The sequence below is a fragment of the Streptosporangium sp. NBC_01469 genome, assembly GCF_036227305.1.
In the GTDB taxonomy this organism is placed as follows: domain Bacteria; phylum Actinomycetota; class Actinomycetes; order Streptosporangiales; family Streptosporangiaceae; genus Streptosporangium.
The window spans coordinates 8448445-8467690 of the sequence record NZ_CP109465.1; the positions used below are offsets into that span (position 1 = coordinate 8448445).

A 19246-nucleotide genomic window follows, 5' to 3' on the forward strand; every position below is an offset into this window, starting at 1 on the left:
CCCCGCAACCCTCCCCAGACAGCCAAGGAAGCCCATGCGCACCCCTGCCCTCTCCCCCGAGCTGGCCGCGTCCCTCGCCGACGCCGTGACCAGGTGGGATCCTGTCGCCCATGCCACCGGTCCGGCGGATCGGCCCGCCGCCGAGGAAGGGGTCCGTGCCGCCTACCGCGGCGCCGGGCTCCCGGAGCCCGAGCGGATCGTCTGGTTCGCCTCGCCGGCCCAGGGCGCGGTGGCCGCCGCCGTCCTCACCGGCTCCGCGGAGGACCGCGAAGCCGCCCGAGAGGCCGGGGGTCTCCCGCCGGCGCTCCTCGGGCTCGATCCCGGGTCGCCCGTCCGCGATCTCGTCAGGACCAGGCCGTGGGAGCACGTCCGCGCCCAGGCCCTCTCCCTCCTCCCGCCCGCCGGGTGGGCGGCGGCCTGGGAGTTCGTCGGCGACGGCCTCTGGCCGAGGGTCAACCGGCTGGCGCGCGAGATCCGCCACGGCATCGGCCGGTCGGCGGCCGCGCCCGAGGTGACCGGCCCGCCCGCCGCCGGCCGTGCCGGCGGGAGTGACGGGTCCGGCGGGAGTGACGGGGTCGAGGCGCTGCTGCGCCGCGCGGCCCTTGACGCGGTCCTCGGCCAGCACGACGCCCCCTGGCTCGCGTTCTTCGACGCCCTCGGGGAGAGCACCGAGGTCGATCTCACCCCGCTCGGCGGCGTGATGCGCGTGTCGAGGGAGGCCGGCTGGTGGTGGCCGTTCGAACACGTCGTCCTGATCTGCGAACGCCCGGCCGAGCTGCACCGCGACGACCTGGGCCGCCTGCATCGCGCGGTGGGGCCGGCGCTGGCCTTCCCCGACGGCTTCGCCCTGCACGCCTGGCACGGCATGCCCGTCCCCGCGGAGTTCGGCGCCGTGATGGCCGACCTGTCGGCGCCGCGCATCGGGCAGGAGCCCAACGCCGAGCTGCGCAGGGTGATGCTCGAACACTACGGGTTCGACCGCTACCTGAAGGAATCCGGCGCCGAGGTCGTCCAACGGGACGACACCGGAGTGCTCTGGCAGGCCAGGTTCCCCGACGACGAGTCCCTCGTCATGGTCGAGGTGGTCAACTCGACACCGGAGCCCGACGGCACCAGCCGCACCTACTTCCTCCGGGTGCCGCCCTACGTCACCACCGCCCGTCAGGGGGTCGCGTGGACCTTCGGCCTGTCCGCCGAGCAGTACGAACCGCGGGAACAGACCTGATCAGCGCGGCCAGCCGGCCGGGATGCGTTCGAGCAGGCCGCCCGCGAAGACGCGGTGGAGATCGAGCGGTTCGAGATGCACGTATCCGATGTGGCAGTCGCACACGGGAAGCGGGCACGGGCGTGGGGCGAGCGCGCGCAGAGCCGACCCGTCGTAGAGGTTGCCGATCGGCCGCTCGACGAAGTGACACCGCCGCACCGTGCCCTCGCCGTCGACCGACACCACGCTCCGGCCGGTACGGCAGGGCAGTCCGAGGCTGCGGTGCGGCCTCCTGCTGTAGTCGAACAACGGGTCGATCCCGGTCCAGGCGGCCGCCTCCCGCTCGGTGTAGGCACGCCCCTCGGCGGCGTTGATCCACAGATACACGTCGTCGGGGAGCTCCGCCCGCAGTCGCCTGGCCGGCTCGGCGTGGTCGGGGACGCCGACCACGCCGACGCTGAAGCGCACCCCGTAGGCGAGCAGCTCCCGGCATCGGGCCAGGAACCGGTCGTGCGTCACCTGGCCCGGATGGTAGGTGGCCCAGAGGGCGAGCGTGTCCAGGTCGGCTTCGGCGAGCCACCTCAGCCGGGTGCTCAGGTTGGTCTGGATGGCCACCCTGCGGATGTGGGCCAGGTGGCTCAGCTCCACCATCGCGGTGCGATACCACGATCTGACGAGCCCCTCGCCCCACGGCGTGAACAGCACCGAGACGGGGAAGTCGCGCGCCGCGACCCAGGCGGTGAAGCGAGCCAGCGCCTCCCGGTCTGCGCGCAGCCGGTCCGGGCTGTCGCGCCGCTTCGCGAAGGGGCAGTACGCGCAGTCGTAGTCGCAGCTGGCCAGCGGGCCCCGGTAGAGGATGGTCAGCTCCTCGGGCTTCGGGACGTCGCCCGCCGGGGACGCGTCCACGTGCCGCGGTGTGATGTCCCAGATCGACAGCGGCGCCCGCCCGGAGCCGGTCACCGGCCCGTCCGGAGGGTCAGCGGAGATCATAGGAGTCCATGAGGTCGCGGGCCCGGTTGGAGAACAGGGCCGGCCCGATGGCGTCGGAACGGGCCAGTCCTTCGGGCGTCAGCCGTACGCGGGTGGAGTCGTCCGTCACCCAGCCGCGCTCCGCGAACGCGTCGAGGGCGAAGTCGTCGAGGACGTCGCCGCCGAAACGCGTCCGGTAGGCGGCTCGGTCGAGCCCCTCGGCCTGCAGCAGGGACTGGATGAGGTGGCGCCGGCGCTGTTCGAGGTCGTCGAGCGCGAAGCCGACGTTGGCGACGCCGAACGCGGTGCGCGGCAGCCGGACGAAGTCGTCGATGATCGCGCGCACGTGCCGCACACCCACGGCGTACTCGAAGGAGTAGTGCAGCCGCGACGTGTAGGAACGGGCGCCGCAGCCGAGACCGACCATGCCGTCGCTCTGGCAGCGGTACTCGCTGACCGACTCCGTGCCGGGCAGCCGGAACATCCGCATGGACACCTGCTCGTACCCGGCGGCCAGGAGGTGGTCGCGGCCCTGGCGGTAGAGGCCGAGCCGCTGGTCGTCCCAGGCACGGCCGAGGACGCCCAGCCCGGTGAGAGGCCGGACGTACAGCGGGTAGAGATAGATCTCCTCCGGGTGCCAGGCGAGGGTGGCGTCGAGGGAGTGGCGCCAGGTGTCCGGCGTCTGGCCGTCGATGCCGTAGATCAGATCGATGTTGAGCGTGCGGAACGCGGCCTCGCGGATGGCGGTCAGCGCGGTCTCGACCTCGGTGCGGCGCTGCGGTCGCAGGGCGGCTCTGGCCTCGGTGTCGATGAAGCTCTGCACCCCGATCGAGATCCGGGTGGTGCCGCGTTCGGCGAGCACCGCCAGACGATCGGGCGTGGCGGTGGCCGGAGAGGTCTCGATCCCGAGCGGAGTGGTGGAGAAGTCGGCCCCCATGGTCTGCTCGGCCAGGTCGAGCAGCCTGGCCAGCTCGGCCGCCTCCAGATAGGTGGGGGTGCCGCCGCCGATCGCCGTGGTGACGAAACGCGTGTCGTCCGGCAGCGCCTGCCGGACGGCCTCCGCCTGGCGCCGGAGCGCGTCGAGGTAGGAGGTCACCAGCTCCGCGGGGGCGCCGGTCCTGGTGAACAGGTTGCAGAAGCCGCACCGCATCTCGCAGAAGGGCACGTGCAGGTAGAGGGAGAGCGCGTCGGTGCGCTCCTGCGCCCAGACCTCGCGTAGCGGGGGCCGCGGGTCGAGCGGGCGGTAGGCCGTCTTGTGCGGGTAGGCGTAGACGTACCCTTCGTAGGGCCTCACGACCACTCTCCCGGCTGGAGGACGAACTCGCCGTAGGGAACCGTCCACACCACCTCGTGACCGATGCGGTGACCGACATATCCGTCTTCACCGTACGCGGTGCCGTGATCGGAGCAGATGATGACCAGGCATGGCCGTCGCGCGCTCATCAGCGCGAAGAGACGGCCGACGTGCCGGTCGACGTACTCGAGGGCGGCGGCGTGCGTCGCGCGGGTGTCGCCGGCCGCCCCTGGCAGGTAGAAGTGGTTCGGCTGATGCAGTGCCGACACGTTGACGAGCAGGAACACCGGCTCCGCACGGTCGCCGACCGACCGCTCGGCACACCTGATCTGTTCCTCGAACGAGGTCGGCGAGGTGACCCCGAACGCCGGCCGCCAGTGCGACTCGGCGAACAGCGAGGGCAGCGCGGTGCCCAGCGGTGTCAGCTTGTTGAAGAACCCGACACCGCCGACGCACACCGTGTGATAGCCCGCCTTGGCCAGCCCGCCCGGCAGGTCGGCGGCGTCGAAGACCCAGGTGCCCTCGGCGGTGGTCTCGCTGCCGGGGAAGGCGGCGGCGAACAGCCGGGGATGCGGGCCCGGAGCAATCGGGGTGGGCAGGAAACCGGCCAGGATCGCCGCGTGCGCGGCGTAGGTGAAGCTGCCCGGCGAGTGCCGCCGCTCCCACCCGCCGCCCGGCAGCACGCCCGCGAGCGTGGGGAGCCGCCCCTGCGCCAGCAGCTCGGCCGCGACGTCGTAGCGCAGGGTGTCGAGGGTGAGCAGCAGCACGTCGTGCGTGCCGATGATCGCGCCCATGTCTCTCATGCCGCGCTCCGGAGCGCGAGGATGTGGGCCACCTGCGCGGCGTGGCAGTCGAGGCCGGCGGCCCCGCTCCCGGGCAGACCGGTGAGCCTGGGCAGCAGGTCGCCGAACGCGTTCACCTCCGCCACGGCGAAGCGACGCCAGCCGATGCCCACCATGAGGTCGACCCCGACCATGACGGAGCCGGGGAAGCAGGCGGCCGCCCGCGCGCATGTCCGCATGGCCCGCTCCCACCCGGCCGCCCCGAGCCGGGCCCGGACCTGATCGAGATCACCGCGGGTGCCGCCCAGGTGCAGGTTCGTCATCGGGCCACGGCTGGCACGGACGACGGCGTGCGTGGGCCGTCCGCCGACCACGACGACGCGGAGGTCGAACACGCGCCCGTCCACCGACGCCTTGGGGAACCAGCGCTCCACGTGCAGCCCGTCGGGCGCGAGCGTGTCGATGATCATGGCCACGTCGGCCTCGTCGGTGTAGGCGCGCACGCGCAGCGAGTTGTGCAGCTCCGGCCCGACCCGCCCGGCGGCCTCCGGCCGGGGGCGGACGAGCTCGACGGAACTGATCGCGTGGATCCGCGCGGCCCGGACCTGGAGCGCCACGATTCCCGAGGCCGACGAGCCGTGCGCCGGTTTGACGAACACCCGGCCCCAGCCCGATCGGGCCATGAGGTCGCGCAGGTGGGAGTAGCCGGCGATCGGTTCGGGCAGGGCGGGCGGCACGGGCACGCCGGCGGCCAGCAGCCGGGCGTGCGAGCGCCGCTTGTCGAACATCACCGCGATCTCGTCGACGTCGCCGAGCAGCCGGGCACCCGGTGTCCGGGCCACCGCCCGACGTACCCGCTCAAGGCCACGCACGAACGCGGCGTGCCAGGACGCTCCGCCGCCGACCCGGGTGGGCGCGCCGGGGCCACGCAGCAACCCGTCGGCCACGGGGTCCTCGCCGGGGGAGTCGACGCGGACGCGTGCCCGCTCCGGGATGCCGAACCCGGCCCCGGCGAGCACGTCACGCCAGGGGACGACGAGGGGCTCGGGCAGGCCGTGCGCGCGCAGGGCGTCCCCGAACAGGGTCACCCGCCGGTCGCCGGGCGTGCCGACGACCACGAAGGGCGCCGCCCGCGTGCGGCGATCGTCGGTGGACGCGGGTCTTTCCGGCGCGGTGCCGAGCACGGTCACTCGGACACCTCGATGAAGCGCCAGTCGCCGTCGATCCCCCGCTGCTCGGACACGTCGACCTCGACACCACTCAGGGCGGCCACGACCTTCTCGGCCATCTCGCCGCTCAGGGAGTGATGCCGCAGGTTGAGCCGATTGAGGTGGGTGAGCGGCTGCCCGGACAGCAACGCCTCGGCCCCCTCGTCGGACAGGACGCCCATGGACAGGTCGAGCGACTCCAGCCGCGCCACGATCGGCGCGGTAGCGACGGCGGCGGCCACCTCGTCCTGTCGCGCGCTGTTCTGCAGGCCGAGATGCCTCAGCGCGGGCAGGCCGCCGCCCGCGAGGATCGCCGCCCAGTCGTCCGGGCCGGAGTCGCCCGAGTAACTCTCCGTACCCAGCCACATCTCCAGGTGCCGCAGCGCGGGCAACGTGGACGCGCCGACCGCCCTGACCACCCCGGCGGGCAACCCGCCCGACTCGAAACGGAGGGTCTTCAGCGCGGCGTGCACGACGGGCCGGAGTTCGAGGCCGTCGCCGCCGCGCACGTCGAGTCGTCTCAGCCGGGGATACGCGGTCAGGAGCGGGGTCACGTCGGACTGCCCGATCCAGGAGATCTCGGACTCCTCGCTGACGTAGTCGCCGAGGAAGATCGCCTCCAGCGCGGGAAGGCGGGGCGCGGCCTCGACGAGCAACCGGATCGGCTCGTCGGCCCGGTCGTTGTCGTGCGCCCATCCCCACGTGCCCACGACCAGCGCCCGCACGGCGGCGCAGTCGGCCTCGTCGAGCAGCTCCCGGATGGCGTCGCCGATGGGCGCCTCACCGCCGGAGGGATCACCGCTGAGGCGCCACGCGGCCTGCGACGCGGGCGTGTCGTCGGCGTCGAGGAAGCGGACGGGAAGGCCGTGGAACTCGGTGAGATGCTGATGGATCACGGGGGACTCCTCGGTACGGGCAGGAGGTCAAGTTCTAGCAGCCGGCGCCGACAGATATGGACCCGGCGGCACCGCCGCCGATCGGGTGACGCGAGCACGGCCGGGAACCCCGCCGTCTCCGTACCCCGTCGCCTGCCGGACCTGATCCCGGAGCCCCGCCCCGGCGAAGTGGCCGTGGCGTCTCTCGGAGCCACCCGCCGTCAACGCGGTCAGGTGGCAGGGAGCTCGGCCGAGGGACCGCCGCCACCGGCCAGGACGCGGCGGTCACGATTCGAGCGTCGCGTTCGCCCGCCTGCGGAAGCCGCGACGCGACGGTCCGTGCGCGAACCCTTCACGACATGCGGCCGTCGCGTTCTCCTCCCGTCAACTCCCCGTTGCGCCGGTTCCACAACGATCAAAAGGACATTTCTTCACATACCTCACACGCAAGGAGGCGCCATGCGTTCACGAACTCGCTTCTGCCTGGCGACGCTGGTGCTCTGCCTGACCGGACCGGCGATCGTGCCCGCCGCGCAGGCCGACGGGATCCCCACGGTCAAGCCCCGGGTCGAGACCCCCGCGCTGTTCGACGACGGCGCCGGCGGCAACGCCAACGGCGACGACCCCGCGATCTGGGTGCACCCCACCCGCTCGGCGCGGAGCGTGGTGATGACGACCGCCAAGGAGGGCGGCCTGTACGCCTACGACCTGAGCGGCAGGCAGCTCCAGCACGTCCCCGCCCCCGCCGCCCCCGGCGAGGACGACGAGCCCGGCCGGTTCAACAACGTCGACCTGGTGTACGGCCTGCGCCTGTCCGGCGGCGCCAGGGCCGACCTGGCCGTGGTCTCCGACCGGGGCCGCGACCAGATCCGCTTCTACGCCGTCGACAGGGACCGGGCGGGACGCGGACGGGCACCGCTCACCGACCTGACCGACCCCGCCGTGCCGCATGTGTTCAACACCGGCCAGGAGCAGGTCAACGAGGCGCGGACCGCGTACGGCCTGGCCACCTGGCAGGACGGGAGCGGCACCTACGTCCTGGTCAGCCAGCGGCACCAGACGCGCGTGGCGCTGCTGAAGCTGACCGCCACCGCGCACGGGAAGGTCGGCTACCGGGTCGTCCGCACCCTGGACCTGCCCTCCTCGTTCCGGCTGCCGAACGGCACGACCTGGACGCCGTGCCTGGAGCCCGGCGAGCTGCCGCAGGTCGAGGGCATGGTCGTCGACGGGGAGCGGGACGTGCTCTACGCCGCCCAGGAGGACGTGGGCATCTGGCGGATGCGGGCCGACCTCACCGGCGCCCCGGCGCTGGTCGACAGGGTCCGCGAGTACGGCAGGCCGGGCGTCTACGACCCCGAGACAGAGGAGTGCGCGCCGGGCGCGGACCCCGGCTACGGCGGCAGGCACCTGGCGGCCGACGCCGAGGGCCTGACGATCTATCACGGTGACGGCGGCGACGGCTACCTGCTCGCCTCCGGCCAGGGGGACAACACCTTCGTCGTCTACGACCGCAGGCGCAACGGTTACGTCGGCCGGTTCAGGGTCGGCGCCGGCAACGGGCTGGACGGCGTCGAGCACAGCGACGGCTCGATGGTGGTCAACGTCCCGCTGGGCCGGTTCGACCGGGGCCTGCTCGTGACGCACGACGGTGAGAACACCCCGAAGGCACTCGACGAGAACGGCGAGACCAGGGAGAACACCAACTTCAAGTTCGTCGGGTGGGGAGACGTCGCCGACCGGCTCGGCCTCGACGTGGACACCCGGAGCTGGAACCCGCGGGACTGACGGCCCCTCCTCCAGGGCCCGGTGCGGTCGTCCCCGCATCGGGCCCGCCGGATTCCCGGCCGGCGCCGGCGTTGGTATCGGTATCGGTATCCGCACCGGTGACGGATTCCCGCCGCCCCGGGCGGGGCCGGGACTCAGCGGGCACCGGCCAGGCTGCCCGCGCGCATCCCCGCCATCTCCAGCACCAGCTCGAACCAGACCTTGTTGGAGCCCGCCTCCCTGACCATGCCCCAGCGATGGGACAGCGCCTCCAGCAGGGGCAGACCCCGGCCCCCTGTCGCGTCGGCCGAGGCGCGGCACACACAGGGGGCCTCGGAGGAACCCTCGTCCTGAACGGAGACGCGCACACCCGTCGCCGAGTAGGCCACCGTGACGGTGAACGCCCCGCCGTCCCCCGATCTGGAGTGGACCACCGCGTTGGTGGCGATCTCACTGGTCAGCAGGACGCAGTCGTCGTGGAGGGGGTGGTCTCGCCCCAGGGTCATCGAGACCAGGCGGCGGGCTCTGACCACCTGGTCCGGGGAACCCGCCAGGCGGAGAACCCATTCACTGCCGTCGTACTCCGACGAGTCCATACCGCCCCCTCCGATACCGTTTCACTGATGGGAAGACGCGGAGCTCGGCGGAGAAGATGTCGCGGAAAAGTAGGAATGCGATCACTTACCGGATAGACAGGTAAGGCTTGCCAGAGGACCCTTCACCTGCGTGTCCGCACCTGCCGTACCGTGCGGTTCCATCCGTCACACGCGGTGCCAGCGAGCCTCGAAGAAACAGTAGACCGCGAACAGCAGCAGACCGATCGCGACGACACCGAGCAGCCACGGACCGGCCGGGGTCTCGGCCAGCGAGCGCAGCGTCGAGTCGATGCCCTTGGCCTTGTCGGGGTCGTAGGTAACCGCGGCCTGGATGACGAAGACACCGGCGACCGCGGCGATCACGCCTCGGGCGATGTAACCGGCCATGCCGAGCTTCTCGGCGAGCTGCCGCGCCTTCGCGGGCATCTCCCCGGTGCGCAGGTCCTTGAGGAACTCCTTCTTCCAGCCCTGGCGGATCCAGTAGGCTCCCAGGCCGATCAGGCCCAGGCCCACCAGGCCCACGATGAACTGCCCGGCGGGCAGGTCCATCAGCGTGGCCGTGATGTCCTTCGACTGGGCATCCATCGAGGCGCCGGAGTCGCCGCGCAGCAGCACGCCGAGCAGCGTGGCCACGATCAGCGCGTAGACCGCCACCCGCGCACCCGACTCCACCCGGTCCTTGGTCCGTCCCCGGCCGATGACGGCCTCCGACAGCTGCCAGACGACCAGCGCGGCGAACCCGACGACCATGAGCCAGAGCAGGAACGTGCCGAACGGCTGCTCGGCCACCGTCTCGATCGCGCCGGTCTTGTCGGCCTCCTTGCCGCCGCTTCCCCCGCCGAAGGCGATCTGCAGGGCGAGGAACCCGATCAAACCGTAGAGGACACCCCGGCAGGCCAAGCCGACCCGCGCCAGCCTGTCGAGCGTCTGACTGTTGGCCGCTCTGCGAGCGGCACCTTCCACGTGAGCCTGAGGGCTGTTCATAACTACCCGCTCTTACCTGTGAACACCCAGGTAAACCTCACCGTTCGGGCATCGCGTCCAGCCGCCGCAGGATCACTCCCTCGCGCAGCGCCCAGGGGCACACCTCCAGCTGGGTCACCCCGAACAGGTCCATCGCGGCGTCGGCGACGATCGCCCCGGCCGGCAGCTGCGGCGCCCGCCCATCGGAGACCCCGGGCAGCTCGGCCCGCTCCCGCGTGTTCATCCTGATCAGGCGGTCGGTCCAGCCGACCAGGTCCGCGTGCCTGAGCACCCGGCGCACGGACGGCCCCTCGTGCGAGGGCGCCGCCCCGGCGATCCTGGCGAGCTGCCGGAACGTCTTGGACGTCGCCACCGCGTGGTCGGCCTGGCCGTACCGGGACACGTTGCCCACCGTGCGGGCGATCTCGGCCCGTACGTGCCTGCGCAGCGCCCGCACCTCGTCGGCGGGCGGCGGGTCGGCGGTGAAGCAGTCGCGGGTGAGCCGACCCGCCCCCAGCGGGAGCGACACCGCCGCGTCGGGCTGCTCGTCGATGCCCGAGGCGACCTCCAGCGACCCTCCGCCGATGTCCAGCACCAGCAGCCGCCCGGACGACCACCCGAACCAGCGGCGCACGGCCAGGAACGTCAGTATCGCCTCGTCCTGGCCGGACAGCACCTCGATGTCGACCTGCGTGTCGGCCTTGATCCTGGCGAGGACCTCCTCGCCGTTCACCGACTCCCTGACCGCGGACGTCGCGAAGGCCATGAGGTCCTCGACGCCCTTGTCCTCGGCGAGCCGCAGCGCCTCCTCGACGAACCCCCGCAGCCGCGCGGCGCCCCGCGCGGACAGGCGGTTGCCCTCGTCCATGTGCTCGGAAAGCCTCAGGTCCTCCTTGTGGGAGTACGCTGGCAGCGGCCGGGCCCCCCGGTGCGCGTCCATCACCAGCAGATGGACCGTGTTGGAACCGATGTCGAGAACGCCCAGTCGCATGGGATGAAGTTACTACTCCCGCGAGCCCCGTCAGCCCGGGGTCCGCGTGTGGACGCTCACCGCGTATCCGCCGCCGTCGTAGGGCGCGCCGTCCCACGTGGCCAGGCGCCGCAGCGGGGAGAGGCCCGACGTCCGGCACCAGTCGTCGTAGTCCGCCAGGGTGACCGTCGCCGAGGCGAGCGGGAGATGCGCGGCGTCCAGCCCGAACCCGCTCACCAGCAGCCCGCCGGGCCGCAGCAGCGCCGCGAGCCCCGCGACGGTCCGCGCCTCGGTCCCGGGGGCGAGCAGGGGGATGACGTTGCCCGCGGCGACGACCATGTCGAAGCCCCCGCCTTTCTCCCCCTTCCGGCCGGCGTCGCCCCGGCCGTCCCGCACGGCCTGATCCGCCCGACCGGCGAGCTCCATGGAATCGCCGAGCCCGCCGAGGTCGCTGAGGTCGGCCAGGATCCAGGGCAGTCGCGGCGCGGCCCGCCGGGCGACGTCGAGCATGGACGCGTCGAGATCGACGCCCACGCAGTCGTATCCCAGCTCGGCGAGCCGGATCGCCACCCGCCCGGTGCCGCACCCGGCGTCCAGCACCCGCGCGCCCGGCGGCAGCAGCTCCGCGCACAGCCGCGCCTCGCCGTGCATGTCCGCCCCCGACTCGGCCAGCCGGGCGAACCTCTCCGCGTACCGCTCCCCGGCGTCGCCCCCCGCGATGTCCGCCCAGCGGCTCCTCGGCTCTCTCATCGCACCAGGGTCTCATCCCTCCGCGACAGCCGGATGCGAGGGCGTCCGGCACGGTACGCGGCAGGGCAACCGGGTCGCCGGGGGCCGGAAAGGTAGCGTGATCCGCGCCGCCCCTCGCGGGCGGCGACACCTGAGGGAAGAACGGCAGGAGACCGGGGAGAGCCATCGTGACCCTTATGCGAGCGATCAGCCAGGACACCTTCGGCGGCCCCGAGGTGCTGCGCCGGGTCCGTGTGGAGCGCCCGGAGCCGCTGCCCACCGAGGTGCTGGTACGGGTCGTCTCGGCGGGGGTGAACCCGGTGGACCTCAAGACCAGGGCGGGCGCGGGCATGGCCGGCGTCCTGGGGGACCCGCCCTTCGTCCTGGGCTGGGACGTCTCCGGTGTCGTCGAGGAGACCGGCTTCGGGGTGAGCTCCCTGGAGGTGGGGGACGAGGTGTACGGCATGCCGTGGTTTCCGCGCCAGGCCGGTGCCTACGCCGAGTTCGTGACCGCGCCGTCGCGGCAGTTCACCCGTAAGCCGCGCTCCCTGGGGCACGACCAGGCCGGCGCCGTGCCGCTCGCCTCGCTGACCGCGTGGCAGGTCCTGGTGGACACCGCGAAGGTCGCCCCGGGACAGCGCGTCCTCGTCCACGCCGCCGCGGGCGGCGTCGGGCACCTCGCCGTCCAGATCGCCAAGCACCTCGGCGCTTACGTGATCGGCACCGCCCGCGCCGGCAGGCACGACTGGCTGCGCGGGCTGGGGGCCGACGAGCTCGTCGACTACACGGCCGTCCGCTTCGAGGACGTGGTGCGCGACGTGGACGTGGTCGTCGACCTGGTCGGGGACGAGCACGACGCGACGAGCACGCGCTCCCTCGACGTCCTCCGCCCCGGCGGGCTGCTCGTCCCCGTGCCCTCGGGCGCCTCCCCCGACCTGCTGCGCGCCGCCGGGGCGCGGGGGCTTAGGGCCCGCGCGTTCCTGGTGGAGCCGGACGGATCGGCCCTGGCCCGGATCGCCGAGCTGATCGACGGCGGGGGGATCGCCCCCGAGGTCGAGGAGGTGTTCCCGCTCGACGAGGCCGCCGCGGCCCACGAGCGGCTCGGCGGCGGCCGCGCCAAGGGAAAAATCGTCCTGCGGGTCGCCCCCTGACGCCTCCCCACCACGCGTACGACGCCGTCGCGACACCGCCACGACGCGGGCGGACGGCGCGGCACGGCGGACGGCGCGGGTACGTGACGGTACCGGCTCCGGGCGGGCACGGATCCCGGGCGGGACGCGCCGGTTTGGCCAACACCACCGCGCGGCGCCTGTCCAGAGGCTTGTCCGGATCCGGCCACGATAAGAAATAGATCTTGTCAGTATGGGCGACTGCTGCGAATACTTGCAATTTGTTCTTATTCGCGAGGAAGGCCGATAATGAAGCGCGTCATTGTTCACAAGCCTGGCACCATCGCACTCAGCGGCACCGCCAGCCCTAAGCACGTCGGCTGACACAGAATCGCAGAACCGGCGTCCAGCGATGGGCGCCGGTTGCCCGGCAGAGCCATATCATCAAATATCGACTAATCGAGTTAAAGGAGTCCGGTGAGCCGGGGATCACACCCGCAGGAAAGCCCGTCTCTTCCCGCACCGCCGCTGCCCGCGGTGGACGCGGACCGGCGCCTGCGCGGGCCGTACACAGCGGGGGGCGCGATCGTCTCCGCCCTGCTGCCCGCGGCCCGGCCCGAGCTCGTCGCCCGCTACGACATCGAGCTGCGCGCCGTCGCACCTGACCTGCGCGATCTGATCCCCGCCCGGCGCCGGTCGGTGGCCGCGAGCCTGCCCGGTGCGGAACGTATCCTGGTGCACGCGCCGCGTCGCACGCTGCGCCTGGCTAACGGCCTGGCCGAGTTCGTCCATGAGCACCTGTCCGAAACCGGTCCCCGCACGCTCGTCGTCGAGAACGTCGACCTGGCCGACCCCACCGATCTGGAGCTCCTGACGGTGCTGCGGCGCCGCGTCCCCGGGGAGCTGCTGACCGTGGTGACCCACGAGCGGGGCGCCCACGAGGAGACACCCGGCGCGGAACGGCACGACGCCCTCGCCGACGAGCTGGAGAGGGAGGGGACGGTCGGCGCGCGAATTGGAGCGATCCCGTACCACCGCGAGCGCGGCGGCGACCCGTCGAAGGCGGTGAAGGCGTTCCTGTTCGCGGTGCAGTGGTGCCTGGACGAGGGCTACCACGACGCCGTGGTGGATCTCGGCGAGCGTGCCCTGCGCCTCGCCGGCCCCGACGACGACCCCGGAACGTGGTGGCGGCTCCTGCACAGCACCGCGACCGCGCTGGCCGCGCTGGGCCGCGAGGACGAGTCGGAGGCCCTGTTCGACCTGGCCAGGCGCGAGAGCGTCTCCCCCACCGTCCATGCCTCGGCCGCCTACGCCACCGGGATGCTGAAGGTCCGCCACCGCGACCGGGCCCGGCGCGACCCCGAGGCCGCGCTCGCGCTGGTGAACCAGGCGATCGCCATCTCCTCGCTGCTGCCCGACCCGCGCGAGCGGGCGTTCAAGCTGGGGTTCGACCTCAACGGCCGGGCGCTGGTGGAGGTGCGGCGGGGCCGTCCCGCCAAGGCGCTGGAGCTGGTCCAGGAGGCCGTCGCCCTCGCCGACCGCGACCTGCGGCCCGGCGAGCACCCGATACACCGGCTGGTGCTGCTGGCCAACAGGGCGCAGCTCGCCGTGATGCTGGGCCGTCCCGAGGAGGCGCTGGAGGACCTGGACGCGGTGATCGCGGCCGACCCCGGCTATCCCGACTACTACATCGACCGGGGCAACCTGCTGCATCGGCTGGGCCGGATGGACGCGGCGGTCGCCGACTACGAGACGGCCATGCGGGTCGGCCCGCCCTTCCCCGAGCCCTACTACAACCGGGCCGAGATCCGCTTCTCCGCGGGTGACCACCGGGGCGCGCTCGCCGACCTGAACCACGCGCTGGAGCTGGACCCGGAGTTCGTGGACGGCCTGGCCAACCGGGCGGGGCTGCTGGCCGCGCTCGGCGAGTACGCCGCGGCCAGGGCGGACGCGGAGACCGGGCTGGCCATCGATCCCGCCAACCCGTACCTGCTGTGCGCGCTGGGCCAGGTGGAGACCGCCGAGGGCCGCCACGACAGGGCGCGCACCGCCTTCGACCGGGCCCTGGAGCTCGCCCCCTCGCTGGCGGCGGCCTGGGCGAACCGGGGGCTGCTGGCGTTCGAGACCGGCGATCCCGAGGGAGCCGTCGCGGACTTCACCCGGGCCCTCGACATCGGGGAGGACCCCGCCCTGCTGTTCAACCGGGCGATGGCGCTGCGTGCCGCCGGACGCGACGAGGAGGCGGTCGCCGATCTCACCCGCGCGCTGGCACTGGCCCCGGACGACGAGGACATCAGGCGCGAGCTGAAGTCCTGACCCCGTACGGCCCCGGCCGGAGCGGCGGCGAAGGCGCGGGAAAACATTCCGGATTCGGAGCCGGGAACGGGAAAGTCACGCACGGTAAGGCGGCGTGCCCGTCCGGGAAAATCCTGTTATCCGAATATCCGTCATACACACGGTGATGCGCGCGTGCTGTTTCGTATTCGCCCTCCGGTATCCCCGGGATCGGGGGCGGGTAGGAGCGATTTCCCGATGTCCGGTCACCGTGTGCCACGCCGCCGGACACCCCGTACGCGAATGCCGCGCCCACGCGGGATTCGCGTACGCGGAGAGTGACGTGCGACGGGCGGCGGCCAACCGACGGGCAGCCGACGGGGCAGCCGACGGGCAGCCGACAAGCAGGGTCAGCGGAGCGAGCCGCCGAGATAGCGTTCGGCCAGCTCGCAGGTGCCCTCGGTGTAGCCGGAGCCGAGTTCCGCGGCGATGTCGGCGCCGGTGTGGGTGCCGATCCAGGCGACCAGCAGCAGGCGGCGGAACATGACGAACGTCCAGATCTCGGCCTCGTCCCCGGCCGGGAGGTCCAGGACCGTGCGGTAGCCCCGCACCCACGCGTCGACCAGCTCGGGGACCTCGGGGCGGTGCTCGACGAAGCTGACCGCCGCGGCCAGGTCGTAGAGGTGCCAGCCGAAGCCGCAGTCGTCGAAGTCGATGACCGCGGGCGGGTTCTCGTCCTCCACGAGGAGGTTGGCGGCGCGCAGGTCGGCGTGGATCAGGCCGTAGCGTCCGGGACCGCGGCCGAAGCGGTGGAGCCGCTCGCGCAGCTCCTTGTCCAGCCGCCCCAGCACGGCCCGCGCCTCGGTGTCCATCCCCAGGCCGTCCTGCCAGCGGCCCCAGCGCGACTCGGCGCCGAGAGCTGCCTCGTGGTCCCAGTGGAAGCGGGTGAAACCCTCGGGCGGGGACCACCCGCGCGCGTGGCGGTGCATCCGCGCCGTGAGGGCACCGAGCCGCTCGAAGCCGGGCACCGGGTCGTCCTGGGACGGCTCGGCTCCGGGCAGGAACTCGAACATCACGCAGTCGCGCGGCTCGGGGCCGGGGACGGTCAGCACCCGGGAGCCGCCGGGAGCCGGGATCACCCTGGGGGTGCGGATCCCGGCCTGCTCGCGGAGCGCCTCCAGCCAGGCCAGCTCGGACAGGATCGCCGGGGTGGAGTGGTAGCCGAGCCGGTGCACCCGCAGGATGGACCGCGTCCCCGCGGCCGGGTCGTCCACTCGGTAGGTGGCGTTCTCGGAGACGTTGACCAGGGTGACCTCGGCGTCGGGCAGGCCGTGGATCCGCGTCGCCGCGCGGGCCACGTCGTGCACGCGGGCCAGCACGTCGCCCCCGGCGGACAGGTCGTGGACCCGCATCGGTTCCTCCAGATCAGTCGCGCGAGGCGCCAGATCCTATCCGAGATTCCCGCGCGGGATCCGGCGCCGCCCGCCCGGCCTCGCGGCCGGGGTCTCCCCGATGCCGCGCTCCGGAGGGGGCGGGGTCCCGTACGGCCTCGCCGGGCCGGTCAAGTTCCCGTACGGCCTGCTCCCCGGAGGTCTCCGGCCCCGGGAAGGTGATGCGGATCTTGGACTGCCGGTGCGGAAGCCGCTCCCAGTCGTCCATGAGGGTCGCCCGGAGCCCGCACTCGGCGGCCAGGTCGAGCAGGGTCTCGGCACGGTAGTAGAAGTCCTCGCGCAGGACGTGGTGCTCCCTGCCCTCGGTGCGGTCGAAGGTGAAGTCGAACCAGCCTCCCGGCCTCACGATCCGGCCGACGCTCCGGAGGCACTCCTCGATCACGTGGAGCGGGGAGTGGGAGAAGACGCTGTGGGCGTGGACGACGTCGAACGCCTGGTCCGGCAGGGCGGCGAAGCGCAGGTCCTCGACCGGCAGGAGGTGGGGGAACCTGCCGCGCAGGTCGTAGGTGACCAGGGTCTCCTGGGCGGCGATCAGGATGTCCGGGGAGATGTCGATGCCGTAGTAGTTTCCGGGGTCGAGGTAGCCGATGAACAGGCGTCCGGCCCGCAGGTTGCCGCAGCCGATCTCCAGCATGCGGTGCTCGGGCTTCAGCCCGTGCCGCACCAGATAGTCGAACTGCATCTTCCCCAGGGCGGCCCAGCGCCGGTACGACCTGCTGCCCACGGCCGCGTGCGGGTTGCGCGCGGTGTCGGACCTCATGACGGCCCGGTAGTACGCGACGTGGCCGCGGTTGCCCAGACGCAGCCAGGTGTCCCTGGTCAGCCGTCTCAGGTGCCGGGGCACCCGCCCGGGATGGCCGAGGGCGTACCTGATCTGGTGAACGACGCTCGCGCGGTTGTGACTGTGCATGCCTCTCCCCACGTCGGGACGACACCTCGACGATCCCGCCAGACGAGATCGTAGCCCGGAGCGACGGTAACATCACTCTTGGCGAGGATCGTCGGAATGTCGCCTCGCGGTGCCACTTTCCTCGCGGGACGACGGTCCCGGCTCGCGCCGGTCCTCCGGAGGGCCCGCGCGGGCGTCGCATCGTTATGACACCTCGCAGCACCCGAACGGCGGCGCACGCGCATCCGGCCGTCCACGCCGACGACCTTCGGAACGGTTTCGAAACGGTGGGGAGACCGGTGAACCTGGAACTCGCGCTGCGCATGTGCGAGGCCGCGGTGAAGCAGGCCGCGCGGGAGGGTGCCCTCATCTCGGTCGCCGTGGTCGACGCGGGCGGGCACCTGGTCGCGTTCCAGCGGATGGACGGCGCACGGATCACCGGGCCCGTCCTCGCCCCCGGCAAGGCCTACACCGCGGTGGCCCACCGCATGGCGACCGCCGACCTCGCGCCGTTGGTCCTGCCAGGAGGCGAGCTGTACGGCCTGGCCGGTGACCGGTACGTGTGCTTCGGCGGCGGCGTACCGCTCGGGGAGTCCGGCGACGGGCGCGGGGTGAGCCGGGTGAGCCGGGTGGTGGGCGCGGTCGGCGTCAGCGGCGGCACCGTTTCCCAGGACATCGCCTGCGCCGAGGCCGCCGCGGCCGTCTGGGAAGGCGCATAGACGGATATATCGACAAAAAGAGGGGCGATGGAAATCGCCCCTCCCGTGAAACAGAAGCGCGGCGTGTTACCTCCGCCGACCGCGGGGCAGTGAGGGCTTGCCCCGGACGATGATCGTCTGGGGATGACCCCCTTGGAGGATTCTCGTGGACGTTCTCGTGCTGCTCGCCCTGGTCTGTTTCCTGGCCGCCACGATCTGGTCCGCCATCAGCCGGTCCTGGCCGATCGCGCTGCTCGCCGCGGGGGCGTTCCTGCTCACGCTGTCGGAGACGTCCCTCATCAACGGCTAGGCGATATCAACGGCCAGGCGATCCTCCGTCCCCCGGCGCGTCCACGTCCCGCTCACCGGGGCGTCGCGACCGCCCGTGAGCGGGCCTTCGAGCCACCGGCGCGCCGAGGTCCCGGCCGCGGGGCGTCGCGCCCGGGACGCGGCCGGAGAGAAACTCACCGGGACGCGGCCGGAGAGACCCGCCGACGCGCCGGTCTCAGGCGTCGGCTCCGGCGAGGCTCCGGTCGATCTCGGCGCGGGTCGGCATCGAGGTGCTGGCACCCGCGCGCTGGACGGAGAGCCCCGCGGCCGCAGTGGCGAAGCGGACGGCCCGGTCGGCGGGCTGCCGCTCGACGCGGGCCGCGGCGAGGGCGCCCACGAAGGTGTCCCCCGCGGCCGTGGTGTCCACCACGGGCACCCCGGGGGCCTCGACGCGCACGGCGGGCCCATCGCCCGAGGCGGTGAGCGCGCCGCGCGACCCCAGGGTGATGATCACCCAGCCGACCGCGCCCCTCAGCTCCTCCAGGGCGCGCTCGTGATCGGCCAGTCCGGTGATCGCGGCGGCCTCGTGCTCGTTGGCCACCAGGATGTCCACGGCCTCCAGCAGCTCCGCGGGGAGCGGCTGGACGGGCGCGGGAGTGAGGACCACGGTGGTCCCGGCCGCGCGGGCGGCCCTGGCCGCGGCGGTGACGGCCTCGATGGGGAGCTCCAGCTGCAACAGCAGCATGTCGGAGCGGGAGATGACCTCGATCTCGGCCTCGGAGGGGGCGGTCACGGTCCCGTTGGCACCGGGGACCACGACGATCGAGTTGCCGCCGTCGCCGTCCACCACGATCTGGGCGATGCCGGAGGGGCCGGGGACCGTGCGCAGGTGCGTCACGTCGACCCCCGCCTCGGTGAGCGTACGCCGCATCTCGGTCCCGAAGTCGTCGTCGCCCACCGCCCCGAGAAAGGCGACCCTGGCTCCCGCCCGCGCGGCGGCGATGGCCTGGTTGGCGCCCTTGCCACCGGGGACCGTGCCGAAGGCGCGGCCGGTCACGGTCTCGCCGAGCGCGGGGGCGACGTCGACGTAGGCCACGAGATCCATGTTGGCACTGCCGAAGACCGAGATCACTGTTCCTCCTCGCGGTCGGGAACGCGGGCGTGAGAGCGCCGATACGGGAAAGCGGGTGCGGGAACGCGC

Annotated in this window: 18 protein-coding genes; 6 read left to right on the forward strand and 12 right to left on the reverse strand. The window is 72.8% G+C overall.

Features of this window, described 5'->3' with window-relative positions; translation table 11 throughout:
- Nucleotides 1-34 precede the first annotated feature (34 nt).
- Nucleotides 35-1225, forward strand: coding sequence for a DUF6745 domain-containing protein (locus OG587_RS36710; RefSeq protein ID WP_329083398.1), 1191 nt, complete (start codon nt 35-37; stop codon nt 1223-1225).
- Here OG587_RS36710 and OG587_RS36715 read toward each other — a convergent pair whose 3' ends face one another.
- The 5 genes from OG587_RS36715 to OG587_RS36735 are packed head-to-tail and all read right to left on the reverse strand — an operon-like array spanning nt 1226 to nt 6353.
- The gene (locus tag OG587_RS36715) at nt 1226-2194 is read right to left on the reverse strand and encodes an STM4011 family radical SAM protein (RefSeq protein ID WP_329083399.1); all 969 of its coding nucleotides are present in this window, start codon (nt 2192-2194) and stop codon (nt 1226-1228) included.
- Nucleotides 2181-3467 carry an STM4012 family radical SAM protein gene (locus OG587_RS36720; RefSeq protein WP_329083400.1) on the reverse strand — a complete coding sequence of 429 codons (1287 nt, stop codon included), beginning with the start codon at nt 3465-3467 and terminating at the stop codon, nt 2181-2183. Before OG587_RS36720 ends, OG587_RS36715 begins: the two co-directional genes overlap by 14 nt.
- The gene (locus tag OG587_RS36725) at nt 3464-4270 is read right to left on the reverse strand and encodes an STM4013/SEN3800 family hydrolase (protein ID WP_329083401.1); all 807 of its coding nucleotides are present in this window, start codon (nt 4268-4270) and stop codon (nt 3464-3466) included. Before OG587_RS36725 ends, OG587_RS36720 begins: the two co-directional genes overlap by 4 nt.
- The gene (locus OG587_RS36730; protein ID WP_329083402.1) at nt 4267-5439 is read right to left on the reverse strand and encodes an STM4014 family protein; all 1173 of its coding nucleotides are present in this window, start codon (nt 5437-5439) and stop codon (nt 4267-4269) included. The genes OG587_RS36725 and OG587_RS36730 overlap by 4 nt, the downstream gene beginning before the upstream one ends.
- Nucleotides 5436-6353 (reverse strand): STM4015 family protein, encoded by a 918-nt coding sequence (locus OG587_RS36735; protein WP_329083403.1) that lies wholly within the window; start codon nt 6351-6353, stop codon nt 5436-5438. The genes OG587_RS36730 and OG587_RS36735 overlap by 4 nt, the downstream gene beginning before the upstream one ends.
- A 438-nt stretch (nt 6354-6791) precedes the next feature.
- Here OG587_RS36735 and OG587_RS36740 point away from each other — a divergent pair, with 438 nt between their 5' ends.
- Nucleotides 6792-8117, forward strand: coding sequence for a phytase (locus OG587_RS36740; RefSeq protein ID WP_329083404.1), 1326 nt, complete (start codon nt 6792-6794; stop codon nt 8115-8117).
- A 134-nt stretch (nt 8118-8251) separates the two neighbouring features.
- On the opposite strand, the gene OG587_RS36745 is transcribed toward OG587_RS36740, so the two are convergent.
- The 4 genes from OG587_RS36745 to OG587_RS36760 form a co-directional block, all read right to left on the reverse strand.
- Complete coding sequence (locus OG587_RS36745) at nt 8252-8692, reverse strand: ATP-binding protein (protein WP_329083405.1); 441 nt, start codon at nt 8690-8692, stop codon at nt 8252-8254.
- A gap of 165 nt (nt 8693-8857) precedes the next feature.
- Nucleotides 8858-9676, reverse strand: coding sequence for a DUF1206 domain-containing protein (locus OG587_RS36750; RefSeq protein WP_329083406.1), 819 nt, complete (start codon nt 9674-9676; stop codon nt 8858-8860).
- Nucleotides 9677-9713: 37 nt separating this feature from the next.
- Nucleotides 9714-10646: a Ppx/GppA phosphatase family protein gene (locus tag OG587_RS36755; protein ID WP_329083407.1), complete on the reverse strand. Its 933-nt coding sequence runs from the start codon at nt 10644-10646 to the stop codon at nt 9714-9716.
- A 30-nt stretch (nt 10647-10676) separates the two neighbouring features.
- The gene (locus tag OG587_RS36760) at nt 10677-11375 is read right to left on the reverse strand and encodes a class I SAM-dependent methyltransferase (protein WP_329083408.1); all 699 of its coding nucleotides are present in this window, start codon (nt 11373-11375) and stop codon (nt 10677-10679) included.
- Nucleotides 11376-11551: 176 nt separating this feature from the next.
- On the opposite strand from OG587_RS36760, the gene OG587_RS36765 reads away from it, so the two are divergent.
- Nucleotides 11552-12505: an NADP-dependent oxidoreductase gene (locus OG587_RS36765; protein WP_329094112.1), complete on the forward strand. Its 954-nt coding sequence runs from the start codon at nt 11552-11554 to the stop codon at nt 12503-12505.
- A gap of 435 nt (nt 12506-12940) precedes the next feature.
- Complete coding sequence (locus OG587_RS36770; RefSeq protein WP_329083409.1) at nt 12941-14779, forward strand: tetratricopeptide repeat protein; 1839 nt, start codon at nt 12941-12943, stop codon at nt 14777-14779.
- Nucleotides 14780-15147: 368 nt separating this feature from the next.
- Here the strand turns inward: OG587_RS36770 and OG587_RS36775 are convergent, their stop codons facing one another.
- Both OG587_RS36775 and OG587_RS36780 read right to left on the reverse strand, forming a co-directional pair.
- The gene (locus OG587_RS36775; RefSeq protein WP_329083410.1) at nt 15148-16149 is read right to left on the reverse strand and encodes a phosphotransferase enzyme family protein; all 1002 of its coding nucleotides are present in this window, start codon (nt 16147-16149) and stop codon (nt 15148-15150) included.
- A 13-nt stretch (nt 16150-16162) separates the two neighbouring features.
- Nucleotides 16163-17098, reverse strand: a complete 936-nt coding sequence (locus OG587_RS36780; RefSeq protein WP_329083411.1) for a class I SAM-dependent DNA methyltransferase — start codon at nt 17096-17098, stop codon at nt 16163-16165.
- Between the two features lie 278 nt (nt 17099-17376).
- Between OG587_RS36780 and OG587_RS36785 the strand changes: the two genes are divergently transcribed.
- A complete protein-coding gene (locus tag OG587_RS36785; protein WP_329083412.1) occupies nt 17377-17796 on the forward strand; it encodes a GlcG/HbpS family heme-binding protein in 420 nt (139 codons plus the stop codon).
- Nucleotides 17797-17941: 145 nt separating this feature from the next.
- Nucleotides 17942-18085, forward strand: a complete 144-nt coding sequence (locus tag OG587_RS36790; protein WP_329083413.1) for a hypothetical protein — start codon at nt 17942-17944, stop codon at nt 18083-18085.
- A gap of 195 nt (nt 18086-18280) precedes the next feature.
- On the opposite strand, the gene rbsK is transcribed toward OG587_RS36790, so the two are convergent.
- Nucleotides 18281-19177: a ribokinase gene (gene rbsK, locus OG587_RS36795; protein ID WP_329083414.1), complete on the reverse strand. Its 897-nt coding sequence runs from the start codon at nt 19175-19177 to the stop codon at nt 18281-18283.
- Nucleotides 19178-19246 lie beyond the last annotated feature (69 nt).